The sequence below is a fragment of the Agarivorans sp. MS3-6 genome (assembly GCF_054112545.1).
This window is the reverse complement of record NZ_CM134202.1, coordinates 1,561,826-1,580,676: the sequence shown is the minus strand read 5'-3', so window position 1 is coordinate 1,580,676 and position 18,851 is coordinate 1,561,826. Positions and strand designations below refer to the sequence as shown.

The following is an 18,851-nucleotide window of genomic DNA, read 5'->3' as shown; positions in this document are numbered from 1 at the left end:
CCTCTCAAAACTTTTAGCGTGTACTTAAGTAAATAGCAGTATTTGGCGAAATTACTAAATTTTGTTAATTAATTGTTACTATGGGCATGTGCCAAGCTGGTAGCTTTTTACCTCTGGATCACCACAAGCTGAACAAGCATTCCCATATTCTTTGAGTTCACCAGATGTTTCAGCGCAAACGGGGTCGTATTGCATGGTACACATTGCTGGGCGAGGTTCTTCACAGATGCCATCTGCACCTAAAGTTACGGCTGGTTCTTGGCTGCAAGCCATTATAAGAAATGTAAAAAACAAAATAACAAGGTGCTTAATCATCAGCTATCACCTAAAGTTTAAGGGGGTTCTCATTGTAGATGATAAAATGATGGCTAGTCGACTAGTTTACGGTTTGGTTTTGTGGGTGGCTATCGTCAGCCACGTTGATGCTGGGCCAGTTATTGTACAAAAAAGCTCTGACCCAAATAAGATAGACATTTTTGAGCTAAAAAAAGAATTGTTGCAACAAATACAGTGGCAAGAGCAAGTGCGGGCAGACGCCCATTTGCAATGGATCCGGCAATTACCAGTAGGGTGCATTGTCGCTAGAAATGGCGATTATCAATGTGGTTTAAATTGGTATCGCCCCTATCGTTACCAACAGCAGCAGTTGTATATTGAGCTCTCTGAGCCAAAAACAAGTCCTCGAATTGAGCAATAGCCGCTAATTTTTACCGTATTAAGTGCTATCCTAAGCGCTGATTTTTAGTCTCGAAAAATTAGTATTTTATGCATATTCATATTTTAGGTATTTGTGGCACCTTTATGGGTGGTTTAGCCATGCTGGCCAGAGAGTCTGGCATGCGAGTTACTGGTAGTGATCTCAATGTTTACCCTCCAATGAGCACTCAACTTGAGTCGCTGGGTATCGAGCTGATCCAAGGCTACGATCCGTCCCAGTTAAACCCCGCGCCCGACTTAGTGGTGGTGGGTAATGCAATGAGTAGAGGCAACCCTTGTGTTGAGTATGTTCTTGATAAAGGACTTAAGTATTGTTCGGGACCTGAGTGGTTGAAGCAATTTATTTTGCCGCAGCGCTGGGTATTGGCTGTCGCAGGCACTCACGGTAAAACCACCACCGCCAGTATGTTAGCTTGGATATTAGAAGATAACGGAATGTCTCCTGGTTACCTAATAGGAGGGGTGCCGCGTAACTTTTCTGGTTCGGCCCGCTTAGGTGAAACGCCGTTTTTCGTTGTGGAAGCCGATGAATACGACAGTGCCTTTTTTGATAAACGTTCTAAGTTTGTTCATTATCAACCAAGAACCTTGGTGCTAAATAACTTAGAGTTCGATCATGCAGACATTTTCGACGATCTTGCTGCGATTCAGAAGCAGTTTCACCACTTACTGCGCATTGTTCCCTCTTCAGGAAGAGTGATTGCGCCCAAAGGTAGCTCGGCTATTCAGCAGGTCTTGACGCAAGGTTGTTGGTCAGATTTGGAGCAAACTGGCGCTGGAGAGGCGTGGCAATGGCATGCCTTGAAGAGCGATTGCAGTGAGCTAAATGTTACGTTAAATGGAGAGGAACAAGGGCAACTAAGCTGGGGGTTAATCGGTCAGCATAATGCTGAAAATGCATTAATGGCGATAGCTGCGGCTCGACACGTTGGCGTATTGCCACATTTAGCTATAGAGAGCTTGCAAAAATTTCTTCCGCCTAAGCGTCGTTTAGAATTATTAGCTGAGGTTAATGGTGTGCGGCTATTTGATGATTTTGCTCACCATCCAAGCGCTATTAGTAGTACTTTAGCTGGCCTTCGGGCACAAGTCGGCCAACAACGTATTATCGCCATACTCGAAGCGCGTTCTAACACCATGAAAATGGGCGTTCACCAAGACAGATTAGCAGAGAGTTTACAAGCAGCTGACAGGGTGTTTTTGTTTCAACCCGATGAAAAAAATCAATATATAGCTGATGTTGCCGCTGAACTTAAACAAGCCAAAGTCTGTCAAACGGTAGAGCAAATTGTTGCAGAAGTGCAGCAAATGCTTGAGTTTGGAGATCAAATACTCGTGATGAGTAATGGTGGCTTTGAGGGGATCCACGCTAAGCTTGGCGCCGTGCTGAAACAATAAAAAAGGGCCGTGAGGCCCTTTTTTGTACTGTACTACTGGCCCGGTGGGCGTAATAATGAAAGTACAAAGTCGTTAAGGAAGTCAACCACTTCTTGACGCTCAGGACTATCTGGACGGTTCATCATTTGAACCGCTAAGTATAATCCTGCGTTAATCGCTTGCGCCGCTTGAAGGGCATTCAATGCACTGCTAATTTCTTTATTATCGAAACCTGCTTGAATGCTTTCACCAATCTGTTGATTGATTTTGGCCATTACTGCGCTAAAACGCGGCCAAACATCTTCACGAACCGACGAGCTCCACTCTAACCAAATATGAATGATATCTGAGTTTGTGTAGGCTAATTCGACCAGTGCAGATAAGTGATGTTGAACGGCAGTGATTGCGTTCTCATCAGAAGGGTAAGTTTGTTCAACTAGACCCAACATGGTTTGCTCTACTTCAGACAGTACCGCGTCAACCAAGTCTTCGCGGGTATTAAAGTAGTTAAAGGCAGTGGCTACCGATACATTGGCCAATTCAGCAATTTCGGCGTGACCTGCACGACCAATACCGCGACGGGCAAAGATTTCAACAGCGCATTGCATAAGTTGTTTACGACGGACTTCCGGCGACAGCCGGGTACGGCGTCTTAGTGTGCTAGTTTGCATAAGTTATTCTCGCGTTTGTTATTTTAATTGATATTAAAATTATTATTTTTAAGAGGCATTTGTTGCTTACCATTTTAGGTGAAAATCATCTAAAATATGGCGTTCGCTTAAATGCGAACATGCAGATACCTTCAATTGAATAATAGTGTATTTACAAGCCAATTAATAGTTACTGATATAAGTAACTAATGATTTTTTTGTTAATGCATTGATATTCTGTATATTTAAGTGTCAATTGACATTCATACTCGGTAACAAATTGCTGATAAAGCAGCTATCAATAGGTCCAAATTATGAAACATCGCGTAGAAGAAATGATCAGCGAACAAAAAATTGCTGAACGAGTTGCAGAAATAGGCAAAGAAATAAATGCTGCCTATCCTACTGAACGCAAATTAGTGTTAGTGGGTTTGCTGCGCGGTTCATGTATTTTCCTCTCTGATTTAGCGCGTAGAATCGACCGTAAACTGACGCTCGACTTTATGACTGTCTCTAGCTATGGCAGCAGTATGGTCAGTACGCGTGATGTCCGAGTACTTAAGGATCTAGATGATGATATCAAAGGCTGTGATGTCATCATCGTTGAAGATATCATCGACACGGGTAACACCTTATGCAAAGTGAGAGAGATGCTAAGTTTAAGAGAGCCTAATAGCGTGGCTATCTGTACGTTATTAGATAAACCCTCACGTCGAGAAGTCGAAGTGCCAGTAGATTGGGTCGGTTTTAGTATTCCTGATGAGTTCGTTATTGGTTATGGACTTGATTTTGACCAGTACTACCGCAATCTACCTTATGTAGGCAAAGTGATACCGCTGGATTAAGCGGATATAACTGGGCCTAAGGGCCCATTTTTTTTCTTTCAATTAAAGTTGTGATTATGCAGGCGTTATTAATACAAGGTTTACAAAAAACCTATGCTGGCGGTGTGCAAGCTGTAAAAGGGTTCGATTTAGTGGTCGAGCAAGGAGACTTCTTTGCATTGCTAGGGCCAAACGGGGCTGGCAAATCAACCACTATTGGGATAATTACTTCCTTGGTCAACAAGTCTGCGGGCAGTGTTAAAATCTTTGGTCATGATATTGACCAAGAATTAGAAGCCGCCAAGTCTTTTGTGGGTTTGGTTCCTCAAGAATTTAACTTTAACCAATTTGAAACAGTGTTGCAGATCGTAGTCAATCAAGCCGGCTATTACGGTGTTCCTCGCGCTTTAGCTATGCAGCGAGCTGAAAAGTACTTATCTCAGTTAGATTTATGGGAAAAGCGCAATGCCCGTGCTCGCGAGTTATCAGGAGGCATGAAACGGCGTTTGATGATCGCCCGCGCACTCATGCATGAACCTAAGTTGCTGATACTGGATGAACCTACCGCTGGTGTCGATATAGAGTTGCGTCGTTCAATGTGGGCATTTCTGAAGCAGCTAAATACCCAGGGAATTACTATCATTCTCACCACTCACTACCTTGAAGAAGCAGAAATGCTATGTCGTAATATTGGTATCATTGATAAGGGTGAGCTGGTCGAAAACACGTCTATGAAGCGGCTATTATCAACCCTTAATTTGGAGACTTTTATTTTTGATATAGAGAGTCGGCATCAGGCCCTAATTTTAGATGGTTTCGTTTCTCGCTTGGTAGATGACCATACCTTAGAAGTCGATGTAGAGAAAAGTCAGAGCTTAAATAAGGTGTTTCGTCTGCTAGATGAAGCTGGGGTATCAGTTCGTAGTATGCGTAATAAGGCTAATCGTTTGGAAGAGTTGTTTGTCACTTTAGTCGCCAAGGGAAGAAAAGCATGAAACTAGCCTTATACACTACCGCGCTTAGCAGCATTCTAACTAAAGAAATTATTCGGTTTGGCAGAATTTGGGTGCAAACATTGGTGCCGCCGGTTATCACTATGAGTTTATATTTTGTTATTTTCGGTAACTTAATTGGTTCTCGTATCGGTGAAATGGGTGGCTATAGTTATATGCAATTTATCGTCCCGGGATTAATTATGATGTCGGTGATTACTAACTCCTATTCCAATGTTGCATCATCATTTTTTAGCTGTAAGTTTCAGCGAAATATTGAAGAGCTACTAGTCGCCCCGGTCCCTAACTACATTATTATTCTGGGCTTTGTGGGTGGAGGGGTAGCGCGCGGTTTATCGGTGGGCTTTATTGTTACCATGGTATCGCTATTTTTTGTTCCCTTACAGCTGCATAGCATTGCTGTGATTGTTTTAACGGTGTTTCTCACTTCCGTATTATTTGCACTAGGCGGTTTAATTAATGCCATTTATGCCAATACCTTCGATGATATTAGCATTATACCGACCTTTATTTTGACCCCTTTAACTTACTTGGGAGGGGTGTTTTACTCTATCAGCTTACTACCCGATTTTTGGCAGGGGGTATCGCAGATTAATCCCATTGTTTATATGGTTAATGCATTTCGTTTTGGTTTTTTAGGCATCAGTGATGTGTCTTTATGGTTTTCCTTTAGCATGATTTTGGGTTTTATTGTGCTGCTATATAGTTGGGCATTTATTTTAATTAAGCGTGGTTATGGGTTGAGATCATAATGGAAGGTAACTCACGCAGCGTTAGTTCTAATCAACAAGGTGTTCATGAAAAACTTGAAAAGGTGGTATTGCGTCACCTAAACGAGCCTTTTCAAAAGCCTTATCAGCAGCATACTTTAGATGCATTTAGGCAGCTTGAGAAACAAGTTTCAGTGCTGGGACGGCCAATTGTTTTAGATTCCTGCTGCGGTACCGGGCTAAGTACTGCGGCCTTGGCTCTCCTTCACCCAGAAGCGGTCGTGATTGGTTTAGATAAATCAGCTCACCGCTTAACCAAGCATCATGCTCATTTTGATCAGGAAGGGCAAAACTACCAATTATTACAGGTGGACCTGAATGATTTTTGGCGTTTAGCTTGTGACGCTGGCTGGCAACCTAGTCATCACTATGTGTTGTACCCAAATCCATGGCCTAAGTCTCGTCATTTACAGCGACGTTGGCATGGTAGTGCGGTATTCCCTTATATGATAAAACTAGGTGGGCAGTTAGAGTTACGCAGTAATTGGTCAACTTACCTAGAAGAGTTTCAAATTGCATTGCGCTTAGCTGGCCATACTAGCCAGCTAAATCAGTACCACAGTGATAATCCGATTACCGCCTTTGAGCGTAAGTATCTCAACAGCGGCCAGCAGCTTTGGCAGCTGCGTAGCTACTTAAGGCAATTCGTTGGCTAGTGTTTGGTGTTTTGTTGCTCTAGGTGAGCGATCCCTGCATCAAATAGCTGATATAAGCCCTCTAATACATTACTGGCCTGTTGAAAGTAGTCACTCACTGAAATAGAAGGCTGCGGCTTATTGATCAACTCGACTTCAATGGTAGTCAGTAGTTGCTCTAATAATGACTGATATGCAGAGTCTTGTGGCACAAATACATGGGCAAAATGATTAAGTGATTTGGCGTCAATTTGACCTATTTTATTATGCAAGAAAGCCAGCCGTATCCTTTCAACACTGGTACTCTTTTTAGCCGCAGCTAAGCCTGAGCCCAAGGCTCTAACCTGGCCTATAGACTCCGCAGTCTCTAGCAGCTCATGCCACAGGAAGTCGATATTTTTGTGTTGTTTACTTAAGCTCGACAAGCTGTAAAAAGTGGCTAAATCTTGGGCCAAGAACAGAAGGTTTTTAATCATCAAGCTGTGTTGGGCGATGTTGTTTTCAAGGTTATTACTGCGCCAGTTTTGTTGTAAACGTGGCCAATGTTGATGAAAACTGTCCCAGCGAGCTTGCTGGCAAATAAATCGATTTTCGGTGAGGCTATGCTGACAACGATGTATATGCTGTTGCTGGCGCTCTAATTCGGCGTTGGATTGTTTATCACCATTGAGTATGGCTGAACTGAGCCCTCGGTGTTTTTGTAGTGCTACCACCAGATCTTTTAACAATTTTAAGGCCGCTAAGCCTGCGTATTGCTGGGCGTTTTGGCGCTTTGTTATGAGCAGTGAAATGCAGGCTCCAATAATGATCAAGCTTACAATACAGGCGGCGATTATGGCACTGGTATTCATATCAAGCTCCTTGCTGACTTAACACACTGAGGTGCTTGGCAATATGGGCGCTTTGCTCTGCGCTCTCGGTGTTGCTACGAGCAGAATCTGCTACTTGGTTGATATGAGCCGATAGTTCGATTGTGGCTGCATGTTGTTGTTCGCTATTGCAGGCAATGATTTCTGTTTGTGCTTGTAACTCATGGTTTTTATTATAAATCGCCCCCAGTTGTTGATGAGAGTGATCAACCGTAGCTTGAATTTGCTGAGCTTGATTGGTGAGTTGGGTGATTTGTTCTACGACTTGATTAATGCTGGTTTGTACGTCTTTCATACTATTGCTGATTTCATTGGCTGATTGTCGGCTTCGATTGGCAAGGTCTCTTACTTCGTTAGCCACAATGGCGAAGCCTCGCCCGTGCTCGCCAGCTCTTGCTGCTTCTATGGAGGCATTTAGGGCCAGCAGGTTGGTTTGCTCGGCTATCTCTTCAATGGTTTTCGAAATGCCACTGACAGAATGAGATTTTTGATGTAGCAAGGTGACCTGCTCGAGGCTGGCTTGCCCTTTAACCAACATCTCGGTGGTGACTTCTAGGGCCGCTGCTGTTGCTTGCTGCCCTTGTTCTGAAAATTGCTTGGCTTCAGAGCTAGCTTGCGCAACATTTTTTACTTGTTCTGCAACGTCTTTGATACTTTCGCTCATTTCAACTACGGCACTTGCCGATGCTTGGCTTGCATCGGCTTGCTGAATAGCTCCGCTAGCAACCGATTGTGCTTGTAGAGATAATTCTTTTGAACAATGGTTAATTTCGTCTAATGCATCTTGTTGTTGTAATACCTTTCGTTGTTGCAGCTTGAGTATGTCTAATTGTTGGTGACGGGTATCTTGAAAAAAATAAGCGGCGAGGCCCTTAGTGTGCACTCGTTCGGGCTGTTGCACTTGTTTGAGTAGTAAATTGATAATGTACAGGCTAACAATGGTCAGACTTATACTTAAGCAAGTTAGGGCAACTGCATTAATGTAGTCATGCTTGTGAGTGTTTAGCAAGCTTAAACAAATCAGTGCTAGGTAACTCATCACCAATGTACTAAATATTGCGGAGGCTTTGCGCATATCCGCTCCTTGTGGTCTTAATGGCTATCATCTTTTCCTATAGCTAAAGCAAGGACCGTTCCCTTTTGATATTTTTGTTTAAAAGGTGAGCAAGGGGCATGTTGGCAGAGCATTAACATATGCTGGTGGTGATAACGCAGCATAGACAGCTGAAAACACCCTTTTAGGGCTTGCCAGTGCAGCATTAGATCATCTAGCTGTTGGTTTGGCTGGTAGTTGATTTGAGCATTCAACAAAACTAATATTTCGTCAATTTGCTCCTTGGTACTTTCGAGTTCGGCGGGCGAGAATAACGGGTCGCCAAGTTTCTGGGCCTGCAATCGCCAATGTCTGCGTAATATCTGGCTAAGTGACTTTAGTAATTGGTTTTGCTCTAAGTATTGTTGATTATCAACACGGCGATGTGCTTTCACTATAGCCGGAATAGGCATTAGCGCTAATAACAGTAGACCGAAAAAAATCAGGTATAAGCTCAGCACGACTACACTCCTGTGCGAGAAGTTAAATACACCTTTGAACAAAGCAAAAAACAAACCACTACCTTGCTAAAGCAGTAATAAAGGTCATTTAGGCGGGCTTAATACACACTTGTTAAGCAAGCGTATTAAATTTATGTGTCGACTGTTAAAAACACAGGTGTTGAGAGGGATAAAGATGAGTGAAAATAAAATGAGCGCGCCAAATTGGTGCGCCCTGGGATCTCCTGCACTATTTTGGGCTTAAGCCAATTGAACAGGGATATCTTTGCTGGTTCTCACTACATCATTGTGTTGATTTAAGTAAACCAGCGACGGTTTGTGTGCTGCTGCTTGCTCACTATTGAGGCCTACATAAGCACAAATAATGACTCTATCTCCTACTGCTGCACGGCGTGCTGCTGCGCCATTGACTGAAATGATTTTTGAGCCTCGCTCTCCTGAAATAGCATAGGTAGAGAAACGTTCACCATTTTCAATGTTATAGATATCGATTTTCTCGTATTCGATAATACCGGCTAGGTCTAGAATATCTTGGTCGATTGCACAGGAACCTTCGTAGTTCAATTCTGCATGGGTAACACGGGCTTGGTGTAGCTTGCCTTTAAGCATAGTGGTTTGCATCAGTTTCTCTCTATTGATCGACAATTGGGTTTAATTCAATCACGCAATTATCTATTAGCCTTACCTCGCCTAAGAAGGCTGCGACAAGGATAACGGCGCGGCGTGATTGCTGAGTTAATGGCTTAAGGGTATCGGCATCAACAATATCGATACCGTCACAGACAAAACCTTGTTGCTCAAGTTGCGCTTTAGTACGAGTTTGCAAGGCCTGTCTATTATCATGGCGCAACTCGGTGGCCATTAACTGCATGTGTTGGGCAAGTTGTGGGGCAAGGTGTCGCTGTTCAGCGCTTAGCCGATTGTTACGAGAGCTCATTGCTAGGCCATTGCTCTCACGCACTGTGGGTAGGCCAATAATGCTAATCGGCAAAAGTAAATCTTCGGTCATTTTACGGATCAAGGCTAATTGTTGAAAATCTTTCTCACCAAAGACCGCAACATTAGGTTGAACCAAATTAAATAGCTTACAGACAATGGTAGACACGCCATCGAAATGACCGGGACGCAGCGCGCCTTCAAGCATGGTAGATAATCCCGGTACTTGAACTCTAGTTTCTTGTTCTAAGCCATTGGGGTATAAGGCGCTAGCTTCTGGTACAAACGCTAAATTGGCACCCGCCGCCGACAGAGCCGCCAAATCTTGCTCTAAGGTGCGAGGGTAGTTTTCTAAATCTACAGCATTGTTAAATTGCATAGGGTTAACAAAAATCGATACGACCACATAATCACAATGCGCCTGTGCTTCTTTCACTAAGGCGATATGACCCGGGTGCAGATTGCCCATAGTCGGGACAAACCCAATGCTAACTTGCTGCTGGCGAACGCTATTTAAAACCGCGCGTAACTCATTCGGTTTACTTACTAAGTGGGTCATTTAGTTAAAACTCTGTGCTTCACCTGGGAATTCGCCTGATGCTACTTGGGCTAAGTAGCTACTAATTGCGCCACGAATATCCCCACTGTCTGCCAAGAAGTTTTTTGAAAACTTAGGTATATGGCCTTTGCTAATGCCAAAGGCATCATGCATGACCAGAATTTGACCATCAGTGACGTTGCCAGCACCAATCCCAATAACCGGAATACTTAGCGCTTCGGTGATGGTTTTAGCGAGTGCAGTTGGAATACATTCAAGTACCAACAATTGAACGCCTGCAGCTTCAAGCTGCTTGGCATGGTCTAACATTTGTTGCGCTTGCTGTTCAGTGCGGCCTTGAACTTTATATCCACCAAAAAGATGCACTGATTGTGGGGTTAGCCCAAGGTGACCGCATACAGGTACGCCTCGCTCAACTAAGCCTTTAATCGTTGCGCTTAACCATTCACCACCTTCCACTTTAACCATTTGTGCACCCGCTTGCATTAGCTTGGCTGCGTTATGATAAGTTTGCTCTGGTGTGGCATAAGACATAAATGGCATATCTGCCACAATCATGGTGTTTTCGGTACCACGAGCCACACAGCGAGTATGGTAGGCGATGTCTTCAATGCTAACAGCAAGGGTATCTTTGTGGCCTTGCAGCACCATTCCTAATGAATCACCAATTAGTAGAAGGTGCATGCCTAGCTCATCAAATAAAGACGCAAAGCTCGCATCATAAGCGGTGATACAGGAGAATTTCTCGTTGCTTTGCTTAAATTTTAGTAATTGAGAAACCGTTATTCTGCTCATAGTTGGTTACCGTTTACACCGTTTGGGGTGTAAATTTATTGAGTTAATATTTCTAATTAAGCCCATTCAACAGGGCGTTTGAATATTTGTAATCCATTACTATCGATAGATTCTGCTAAATTTTGCACTGTACATCCGTCGGGCAAGCATAAATCTACGGCTATTTCAGCAAGCGGTAATAATACAAACTCTCGCTGCTTCATTCCATAGTGAGGGACAGTTAGACGAGGGTTATTGATTGTTTGGTTGGCATAGAGCAATAAATCCAAGTCTAAAGTACGCGGGCCCCAACGTTCTTTCTTTCGCTGACGACCTTGCTGCTGTTCAATTTTTTGTGTTAGGTCGAGCAAGTCGAGAGGAGGTAAGTCGGTGTATAGTTCCAACACCGCATTGAGATAGTCTGGTTGGTCTTGCGGGCCCATAGGCCGGCTTTGATACAGCGATGAACAACTCGCTAGGGCTAAGTTGGGCTCAGCTGCCAGCGCGCGTCTGGCAGCAATAGCTTGATTCAGGGGATCCACAAGGTTACTGCCTAAGGCAATAAAACAACGTACCATTATTAACTGTCTGTTTTTTTAGGTTTGCGTGTTCTACGGCGGCTCTTATTACGGCCGGATGCTTTGTTCAGCTCTCTAACCATAGTATTTCGGCCTTGCTCATTACTGCGCTGCCATTGTTGCCACCAGTCTGCTAGCTCAAGGAGTTTGCTGTCTTGCGTGGCTTTAGCTCGTAGTTCCAAGAAATCAAAAGCAGCTCTGAAACGTGGGTGGCCAAAAGTTTGGAAGGCCCGCTTACCAAAGCGGCGGTCAAGGCGTGCCTGCAGCTGCCAGATTTCACGAATACCGGTAGTAAAACGTTTTGGAATGGCGACATTCTTACATTGTTGCTCCAGTAGCCAATTCATCGCCATAGCTGATGCGTCGTGTTCACCCAACGACAGCTCGATAAGCAGCTCGTCTTTTTTAATTTCTAATAGGGGCCACAACAGCGCTGCAAAAACAAAAGCTGGGGTCACTTTCTGATCACCGCGTACTCGTTTGTCGGTACTCGCTAATGCCATCAACATAAAGCGTAGCTCTGGCGAGTCTTCGTCCCATTGTTGCAATAAGGGCTTGAGAAGCGGGAATAGCGGGTAAAGTAGCTGTGTGTCTGCCATCATTTTAAAGGTGGCTTTACCGTCACCGCCTAAGAATAACTTGAGGCATTCTTCAAATAAGCGTGCTGCCGGAATATCTTTAAGTAAATGGCCATATTGTGCGATAGGGTCACGACTTTCTTTGGCAATACTGAAATCGAGTTTTACTGCGAAACGCACTGCACGAAGCATTCTTACCGGGTCTTCGCGGTAACGGGTTTCGGGATCACCTATCAATTGTAAGCGGCGATCGGCAATATCGCTGATTCCACCGGCGAAATCGACGACTGAAAAATCGGCAATGTTGTAATAAAGCGCATTAACGGTAAAGTCTCTTCGTTCGGCATCTTCTTCAACATTACCGTACACATTATCGCGAAGCAGCATACCTTCTTCACTGCGCTTAGACTCGGTATTGGCCGCATCGCTGTCATGGTGACCACGGAACGTTGCTACTTCAATGATTTCACGGCCAAATAAAATATGGGCTAATCGAAAACGGCGACCCACTAAGCGGCAGTTACGAAATAGCGCCTTTATTTGTTCTGGCGTGGCGTTGGTTGCAATATCGAAGTCTTTAGGTTGTTTACCTAATAGTAAATCCCTTACTCCACCACCAACCAAGTAGGCGTTGTAGCCTGATTTGTGTAAACGATATAAAACTTTGAGTGCGTTTTCACTGATGTCCTGACGGGATATATTGTGTTCGGCACGCGGGATCACTTGCTGCTGCATTGCTACTGGTTCAGTAGAATTTGGCTGCATGATCCGTTTATATACTTTGGCTAGCTTGCGTAAAATGGGTGCCCCCTTGAGCGCGCATTATCAACATGGTGAAAAATAAGGCGCTAATATAGCTTTTTTACACAGAAATACAACCAATTCGCTAGTTAGACATTGAGTTTTTCGGTATCTCTGTTAATCGCCAATTGGCTATCGCTTTGTTTAATATTTGTTCACAGCTTAGCTCAAGCCAGCCAGCTTCGCTTGTTTGCCCTAAATAAGTTAACGCTTGCAGTAATAATCGCTGATTTTGTTTACTTGAAATCGAGGGGGCGTGGTTTTGTTTACTGAGTTTATTGCCATGCTCATCAAGCACTAGCGGAAGGTGTAAATACTGAGGCGCTGCTTTACCCAACAATTTGAAAATAGCTAATTGACGGCCAGTGGTAAGGATTAAGTCTGCTCCACGAACAACTTCGGTAATGCCTTGCTCTGCATCGTCTAGGCTGACCGCGAGATTATAGGCATACAAGCCATCACGCCGTTTAACAATGAAGTCTTCTTCCGCTATAGCGGCAGGAATATCTACTTGGCCGTAGCATAGGTCATCAAATTGATATATCGCAGCATGGGAGTGCAGTCGCGTCGCATAGTGGTCACCTAATAAGCCTTTACCTAGACAAGTACCGCTATAAACGCCACCACTAGCCTTAATCATTTTACGGGTGCATTGGCAATGATAGGCTTGTTGTAGGTGTAACCAATGGTCGATGTATTGTTGATAGCGGGCAAGATGATGGCTTTGGTAGAGGACAGAGCCATCCCAATATAAGCCAAATTGCTCTAGTTGTTGAAGAATCAAGCTACTGGCGCCCGCTTGCTCTCGTGGAGGGTCAATATCTTCTATTCTGACTAACCATTGTCCGTTTTGGCTTCGCGCTTGCAAAAAGCTACCAAGGGCAGCAACCAAAGAACCTAGGTGAAGTGGGCCTGAAGGAGAGGGGGCAAAACGGCCTACGTAGGGCTTAGCGCTCATAGTTATAGTCTTAAAATATAAAGCTAGGCAGATGGATGCAGTTGCATATCTGCCTAAACTTTAACAAAACTAGCCGACCAGTTGTTTCTCTTTGATCTCAGCTAAGGTTTTGCAATCGATACACAAATCAGCTGTGGGCCTTGCTTCTAAACGGCGAATGCCGATTTCCACGCCACAGGCATCACAAAAGCCGAAGTCATCTTCAATTTTCACTAAAGTTTTCTCGATTTTTTTGATCAACTTGCGTTCGCGATCTCGAGTACGAAGTTCAAGGCTGAACTCTTCTTCTTGTGCTGCGCGATCAACTGGGTCAGGGAAATTAGCCGCTTCGTCTTTCATGTGCGTTACTGTGCGATCTACTTCTTCACGAAGTTGATTGCGCCACGCCTCTAGAATAATTCGGAAGTGGTCAATCTGAGCATCGTTCATGTACTCTTCGCCAGGCTGAGCTTGATAAGGTTCAACCCCTGCGATAGAGAGCACACCTAGTATTTTCTTTTTGCCTTCTGGCATACTTCTCTCCCAAATTCCGTACGACTTTATGAGTGTAATAGTCGAGGATGTAAATTAGGCGGGTATCTATAGCAGAAAGGCTAACATACCGCAAATGAATTGCCGTGAATTTGCTGTTTTCACCTAAGCTAAACAAAATATCTTAGACTGTTTGCTGGTTTTTTGACCATTCCTCCAAAGTGGTAAATATACTGCTGTGAGCGTAGTAAGAGGGTTGCCCGACGACTTACGGCCTAGTGAGGCCTTATTAACTATTCTCTATGGTGGCTTGTTTAAACCCTGTGTAACCATAGCTAAATTATAGTCTATAAATGCATTTTTTAAGCTGGGTTTTAATAGGTGGGTAAGGCTTTAACTAAACGGCATGATTTAGGATTAAGCTTGGCTTTATAAGCCAACACTTCAACTCCTTGTTGTTTCGCTAGATCGAGCAATTGCGCATAGCTAGGATCAACATGAGCCGCAGCTCTTACGCTGTTGATACCACTATGTAATACCGCAAACAACAGTACCGCGCGGTGCCCTTGTTGTTTCATGTCTATCAATTCACGCAGGTGCTTTTGTCCACGCGTACTTACCGCATCAGGGAAATAGCCATTCCCCTCATGGAGTAATGTGCAAGATTTAACTTCTATGTAGCAAGCGGTTCGCTGAGGATCTTCTAACAAAAAATCGATGCGGCTGTTTTCGCTGCCATATTTAACTTCGCGACGCAGACTCGCATAGCCTGCTAGCTCGCCAATTACATTTTGAGTGATGGCTTGCTCTACCCATTGATTAGCCTTGGCGGTATTGACACAGATTGTATGGCCATCGGGCGTTTGGCTTAACTCCCAGCTCAGCGGGTATTTACGTTTTGGGTTCTCTGATTGGCTGTACCAAATTGTACTTCCGGGTTCAGCGCAACCGGTCATCGCGCCTGTATTAGCGCAATAAATAGTGGTTTCGCTGCCATCGGCTAGAATAACATCGGCCAAAAAACGTTTATAACGTTTAACTAGGGTGGCTGGCTGTAGTGGCGATTCAAATGACATGCTGTTTTTTAGAATGAGTAAGTAATGAAGCCATGCTAACACCTAAACAGAGCCTTTTGTTAAGTAGAGGCTGCAAGGCTTGCTTAGGTGTGAGCGGTTCATCCACGGTAAACGCCGCTGTTCGGCGATAAAGCGAAGATTTATTGTCGGTATTTGTTGATGTATTTATTATTGATGTTTGCCACTGTGCCATCTTCTTGCAAGGCTTCCAGCGCATGTTGCAGTTGTTGAACTTTTTGGTCTGAGGTCTGTAAATTTAAACCTATGTACCCAGCTTGTGTTTCAATAGGAGTGAAGGATGACTCGAGCTGACTCATTGAAAGGCCGAGTTCTTTCATTTGCATAATGAGTGTTAACTCGCTGCTAATTAGCAAGTCTATTCTGCCTGCGAGCAGCTTTTTTAAGTTTTGTTGTGGGCTGGTGACAGCCGCAATGTTTTTGCCATCTTCAAAACCTTGCTTAAGTAAGAACTTGTGGTTAGCCACATCTCTCACTACTCCTACAGTGTATCTTTTTGCATCTTCCAAGGCGTTTATGTCTATTTCAGGGCGATTCTTCAATTTATAAAAATACATCGGTTGCGCAGCTACGATAGGCCCAACCCATTTGAATAATGATTCTCTTTCGGCAGTTCGATATAACATATAAATTAGCGTACCTTCTTGATTTAAGGCTATTTGGTAAGCTCGCGCCCAAGGGTAGACATCAATATCAAGTTCTAAACCCGCCTTTTTGAACGTGGCCTCAACAATATCGGTTGCGATACCGCTTAGCTGACCGTCTTCAAAAAACATATAGGGAGGCCAAGAATCTATAGTCATACCATGGCTAGATTCTTGGGCATTTGATGTCGCCGATAGGAAGATGCCGATTAGGGTAATTTTCAAAAAAATAAACTTCTTTGAAAATATAATCATTTAAATTTAGCCTCTCTAGATTCGGTGAAAATTATTAGGGTATAAACAAGACCATCTCCACCTAGTTTAGCCCTAATCTGTTTTGGTTGTTGTTAATATGCCATAGCAACAGTTAAATGGCCGTAAAACACTTACTTGGGTAGTTGAAGCTGTTTGGGTAAACTAAGCGGGTTTATCCCCTTAGGTTGAGGAGCTGCTTTGAGCGCGCTACCGGTAGCACAAATTTTTCCCGCTTTATTAGAGCATTTGCCTGCTCAGCAACATTTTATTGTTTGTGCCCCTCCCGGGGCGGGGAAATCGACCGCCTTACCCTTGATGCTGCTTAAGCAGGCAACGTTAAATGGTAAAATCATTATGCTTGAGCCGCGTCGTCTTGCGGCACGTAATATTGCGCAATACTTAGCGAATCAGCTTGGTGAAAAGGTGGGCGAACGGGTAGGTTATCAAATGCGCGGTGAAAACCGGCAATCGGCTAAAACCCAACTGCTGGTGGTCACTGAAGGTGTGTTAACTCGCTTAATTCAAGCCGAACCTGAATTGGCCGGCGTGGCCTTAATTATCTTTGACGAATACCATGAACGTAGCATTCATGCTGATTTGGGCTTGGCGCTTAGCTTGGAGGTTCAGCAAGCTTTTAATCCTGAGCTTAAAATAATGCTGATGTCAGCGACCTTGGAAAGCGAGGCACTGCAGCAATTGTTACCAGAGGCGGTATTGTTAGAAAGTGAAGGGCGTAGTTTTCCAATTAGCTACAGCTACCATCCACTTAATCGTGATTGGCAGTGGAGTGAACGCGTTGCCCAAATCACCGCCAAAGCCTTGGCTGAGCAAATCGGTAACGTGTTGGTATTTTTACCGGGTAATGCTGAAATTCGCCAAGTGGCGCAGCAACTTGCTCCCAACTTAAGCACAGATATTGAACTGCATAGCTTGTACGGTAAGCTCAGTTTGGCCGAGCAACAAGCGGCAATTCAAGCGCCAGCAAGCGGTAAACGTAAAGTGGTATTAGCAACCAATATTGCCGAAACGAGTCTCACCATTGACGGTATTAGCTGTGTGGTTGATAGCGGTTTAGAGCGGCAAGCTTCATATCATGCCACCAGCGGAACTACACGCCTGCAAACTAAAATGATTTGCCGGGCGTCTGCGATTCAGCGGGCGGGGCGAGCTGGCCGCTTACAAGCCGGTCACTGTTATCGTTTATTTAGCGAAGAGCAACTGAACCACCGCCCTTTTGCCAATAGCCCAGAAATTTGTCGTAGCGAGTTAAGCCGCTTAGTCATTGAGCTATTACAATGGGGGGCAACAGCAGATGAATTACAGTGGTTAGATCAACCACCTCAAGCACACTTAGCGCAAGCTAAGCAATTATTAGAAGATTTGGGTTTAATAAAGCAGAACCATTTAACCGATCGTGCTAAAGCGGTGAGTGGTAGCGGTTTAGGTCCACGCTGTTTGGCGATGTTAGAGCAAGCGCAGCAGTGGCAGCAACAACTACCTTTGCCTGGCTTGTTGTGGCGAGCTTGCGAGCTAGCTGCCTTGCTAGACATTAATGCACCATTAAATGCTAGTGAGCCTAATCTGGCTATTTTACAGTTGCAAGGTGCTGCTAAACAGCAATATAAGCAGCAGTTAGCTAATTTGAGCCAGCGCTTTACGTTGAATCCGCAACAATCACTTGATGCAAGTTGGGACGGTCTCCTATTAGCGCAAGCTTTTCCCGATCGCATCGCTGTAAAGCGCCAATCTAATAATTATACGGCGAGTGCGGGTTTTGGTTTGGAGTTAGCTCAAGAACAGCAGTCTCTCGCTAAACATAAAGCCTTGGTAGTGGTTGATCTATATTGGCCAGAAGGGCGCAATCAAGGTCGTATCGCCTTAGCCTGTGATGTGGATTTGAGCCTACTAGAAAAATGGCAACCACAGCGGTTTACCTCGCAACTACATTGTCTGTGGTCTGAGTCGGCAAAACGAATAGTTGCCGAGCAACAGCAACGACTTGGTGCCATAGTGCTGAGCGCTCAGCCAGCCGAGCAAGTGGCTCCTGAGTTAGTGGCGCAAGCATGGCTAGAACAAATTAGGAAAAAAGGTTTTGCTTGGCTTCCATTAGGTGATAAGGCTGCCGCTTGGTTAGAGCGAGTTCGTTGTGCTGAACGCTGGTTTGAACAGTTAGCATTAGCCGACTTTAGCGAGCAAGGGCTACTTAGTGATGCAGACCAATGGCTAAGCATACACTTACACACTTGCCGTAACTGGCAGCAGCTAAAAAATATTGGCTGGCTAGCGGCATTAAAATCGCGATTAGACTGGCAACAACAGCAGCAAGTTGAAGTGTTAGTGCCAAGTCACTATTTGGCTCCGTCGGGCAATCGAGCGGCTATTCGTTATCAATTGGGGAAAGCGCCGGTAGTGTCGATAAAATTACAAGAAATGTTTGGTCAGCCGCAATCACCACAATTAGGCAACAAAATTGCTATTACCTTAGAGCTATTATCTCCGGGAGGTAAACCCCTTCAGCTTACGCAAGACTTGGCAAGCTTTTGGCAATCTGCCTATGTTGAGGTGAAAAAAGAAATGAAAGGGCGTTACCCAAGGCACCCATGGCCAGACGACCCGATTAGTGCTCAAGCCACTCACAAAACTAAGCGACAGCTTAATTACTCCAAGCAGTGAACGACGTTTTTTCACCTGCAGCGCCTAATACAGTCTAACCGTTTGGCTCCATTTATTGTCATAAATATCGTGACAGTATGTGATGCTGGCAACGGTATATCCGAACAATTTATATCGATAT

Annotated in this window: 21 protein-coding genes; 7 read left to right on the top strand and 14 right to left on the bottom strand. The window is 44.3% G+C overall.

Annotated elements, in window-relative coordinates; all coding sequences use genetic code 11:
- Positions 1–78: 78 nt before the first annotated feature.
- Positions 79–315, bottom strand: a complete 237-nt coding sequence (locus tag ACVFI8_RS07120) for a hypothetical protein (RefSeq protein ID WP_457873465.1) — start codon at positions 313–315, stop codon at positions 79–81.
- 46 nt (positions 316–361) lie between these two features.
- On the opposite strand from ACVFI8_RS07120, the gene ACVFI8_RS07115 reads away from it, so the two are divergent.
- Together ACVFI8_RS07115 and mpl are read left to right on the top strand one after the other, a co-directional pair.
- Positions 362–697 carry a hypothetical protein gene (locus tag ACVFI8_RS07115; RefSeq protein WP_457873464.1) on the top strand — a complete coding sequence of 112 codons (336 nt, stop codon included), beginning with the start codon at positions 362–364 and terminating at the stop codon, positions 695–697.
- Positions 698–765: 68 nt separating this feature from the next.
- Positions 766–2,115 carry a UDP-N-acetylmuramate:L-alanyl-gamma-D-glutamyl-meso-diaminopimelate ligase gene (gene mpl / locus ACVFI8_RS07110; protein WP_248714144.1) on the top strand — a complete coding sequence of 450 codons (1,350 nt, stop codon included), beginning with the start codon at positions 766–768 and terminating at the stop codon, positions 2,113–2,115.
- A 32-nt stretch (positions 2,116–2,147) separates the two neighbouring features.
- On the opposite strand, the gene ACVFI8_RS07105 is transcribed toward mpl, so the two are convergent.
- A complete protein-coding gene (locus ACVFI8_RS07105; protein ID WP_248714145.1) occupies positions 2,148–2,765 on the bottom strand; it encodes a TetR/AcrR family transcriptional regulator in 618 nt (205 codons plus the stop codon).
- Positions 2,766–3,058: 293 nt separating this feature from the next.
- On the opposite strand from ACVFI8_RS07105, the gene hpt reads away from it, so the two are divergent.
- The 4 genes from hpt to trmB are packed head-to-tail and all read left to right on the top strand — an operon-like array spanning position 3,059 to position 6,007.
- Entirely contained in the window at positions 3,059–3,589 is a 531-nt protein-coding gene (gene hpt, locus ACVFI8_RS07100; protein ID WP_457873463.1) for a hypoxanthine phosphoribosyltransferase, read from the top strand.
- Between the two features lie 56 nt (positions 3,590–3,645).
- Entirely contained in the window at positions 3,646–4,563 is a 918-nt protein-coding gene (locus ACVFI8_RS07095; RefSeq protein WP_248714147.1) for an ABC transporter ATP-binding protein, read from the top strand.
- On the top strand, positions 4,560–5,333 hold the full coding sequence (locus tag ACVFI8_RS07090; RefSeq protein ID WP_248714148.1) for an ABC transporter permease: 774 nt from the start codon (positions 4,560–4,562) through the stop codon (positions 5,331–5,333). Before ACVFI8_RS07095 ends, ACVFI8_RS07090 begins: the two co-directional genes overlap by 4 nt.
- Positions 5,330–6,007 carry a tRNA (guanine(46)-N(7))-methyltransferase TrmB gene (gene trmB, locus ACVFI8_RS07085; RefSeq protein ID WP_248715585.1) on the top strand — a complete coding sequence of 226 codons (678 nt, stop codon included), beginning with the start codon at positions 5,330–5,332 and terminating at the stop codon, positions 6,005–6,007. The genes ACVFI8_RS07090 and trmB overlap by 4 nt, the downstream gene beginning before the upstream one ends.
- Here trmB and ACVFI8_RS07080 read toward each other — a convergent pair.
- The 12 genes from ACVFI8_RS07080 to ACVFI8_RS07025 all read right to left on the bottom strand — a co-directional run bounded on the left by ACVFI8_RS07080 (position 6,004) and on the right by ACVFI8_RS07025 (position 16,027).
- A complete protein-coding gene (locus ACVFI8_RS07080) occupies positions 6,004–6,837 on the bottom strand; it encodes a nitrate- and nitrite sensing domain-containing protein (protein WP_248714149.1) in 834 nt (277 codons plus the stop codon). The two genes, trmB and ACVFI8_RS07080, sit on opposite strands and share 4 nt — an antisense overlap.
- A gap of 1 nt (position 6,838) precedes the next feature.
- Entirely contained in the window at positions 6,839–7,930 is a 1,092-nt protein-coding gene (locus tag ACVFI8_RS07075; protein ID WP_305883150.1) for a methyl-accepting chemotaxis protein, read from the bottom strand.
- Between the two features lie 17 nt (positions 7,931–7,947).
- A complete protein-coding gene (locus ACVFI8_RS07070) occupies positions 7,948–8,409 on the bottom strand; it encodes a hypothetical protein (RefSeq protein WP_457873462.1) in 462 nt (153 codons plus the stop codon).
- Between the two features lie 240 nt (positions 8,410–8,649).
- Positions 8,650–9,030, bottom strand: coding sequence for an aspartate 1-decarboxylase (panD, locus tag ACVFI8_RS07065; RefSeq protein WP_248714151.1), 381 nt, complete (start codon positions 9,028–9,030; stop codon positions 8,650–8,652).
- A gap of 10 nt (positions 9,031–9,040) precedes the next feature.
- Positions 9,041–9,904: a pantoate--beta-alanine ligase gene (gene panC / locus ACVFI8_RS07060; protein ID WP_457873461.1), complete on the bottom strand. Its 864-nt coding sequence runs from the start codon at positions 9,902–9,904 to the stop codon at positions 9,041–9,043.
- On the bottom strand, positions 9,905–10,699 hold the full coding sequence (gene panB, locus ACVFI8_RS07055; RefSeq protein WP_457873460.1) for a 3-methyl-2-oxobutanoate hydroxymethyltransferase: 795 nt from the start codon (positions 10,697–10,699) through the stop codon (positions 9,905–9,907).
- Between the two features lie 56 nt (positions 10,700–10,755).
- On the bottom strand, positions 10,756–11,256 hold the full coding sequence (folK, locus tag ACVFI8_RS07050) for a 2-amino-4-hydroxy-6-hydroxymethyldihydropteridine diphosphokinase (protein WP_248714154.1): 501 nt from the start codon (positions 11,254–11,256) through the stop codon (positions 10,756–10,758).
- Between the two features lie 2 nt (positions 11,257–11,258).
- Positions 11,259–12,599, bottom strand: coding sequence for a polynucleotide adenylyltransferase PcnB (gene pcnB, locus ACVFI8_RS07045; RefSeq protein WP_457873459.1), 1,341 nt, complete (start codon positions 12,597–12,599; stop codon positions 11,259–11,261).
- A 121-nt stretch (positions 12,600–12,720) separates the two neighbouring features.
- On the bottom strand, positions 12,721–13,593 hold the full coding sequence (gluQRS, locus tag ACVFI8_RS07040) for a tRNA glutamyl-Q(34) synthetase GluQRS (protein ID WP_457873458.1): 873 nt from the start codon (positions 13,591–13,593) through the stop codon (positions 12,721–12,723).
- Between the two features lie 69 nt (positions 13,594–13,662).
- Complete coding sequence (gene dksA / locus ACVFI8_RS07035) at positions 13,663–14,106, bottom strand: RNA polymerase-binding protein DksA (protein WP_248714157.1); 444 nt, start codon at positions 14,104–14,106, stop codon at positions 13,663–13,665.
- Between the two features lie 332 nt (positions 14,107–14,438).
- The gene (gene sfsA / locus ACVFI8_RS07030) at positions 14,439–15,140 is read right to left on the bottom strand and encodes a DNA/RNA nuclease SfsA (protein ID WP_248715587.1); all 702 of its coding nucleotides are present in this window, start codon (positions 15,138–15,140) and stop codon (positions 14,439–14,441) included.
- A 140-nt stretch (positions 15,141–15,280) separates the two neighbouring features.
- Positions 15,281–16,027, bottom strand: coding sequence for a substrate-binding periplasmic protein (locus ACVFI8_RS07025; protein WP_457873457.1), 747 nt, complete (start codon positions 16,025–16,027; stop codon positions 15,281–15,283).
- Between the two features lie 228 nt (positions 16,028–16,255).
- On the opposite strand from ACVFI8_RS07025, the gene hrpB reads away from it, so the two are divergent.
- The gene (gene hrpB, locus ACVFI8_RS07020; protein WP_457873456.1) at positions 16,256–18,730 is read left to right on the top strand and encodes an ATP-dependent helicase HrpB; all 2,475 of its coding nucleotides are present in this window, start codon (positions 16,256–16,258) and stop codon (positions 18,728–18,730) included.
- Positions 18,731–18,851: the final 121 nt, after the last annotated feature.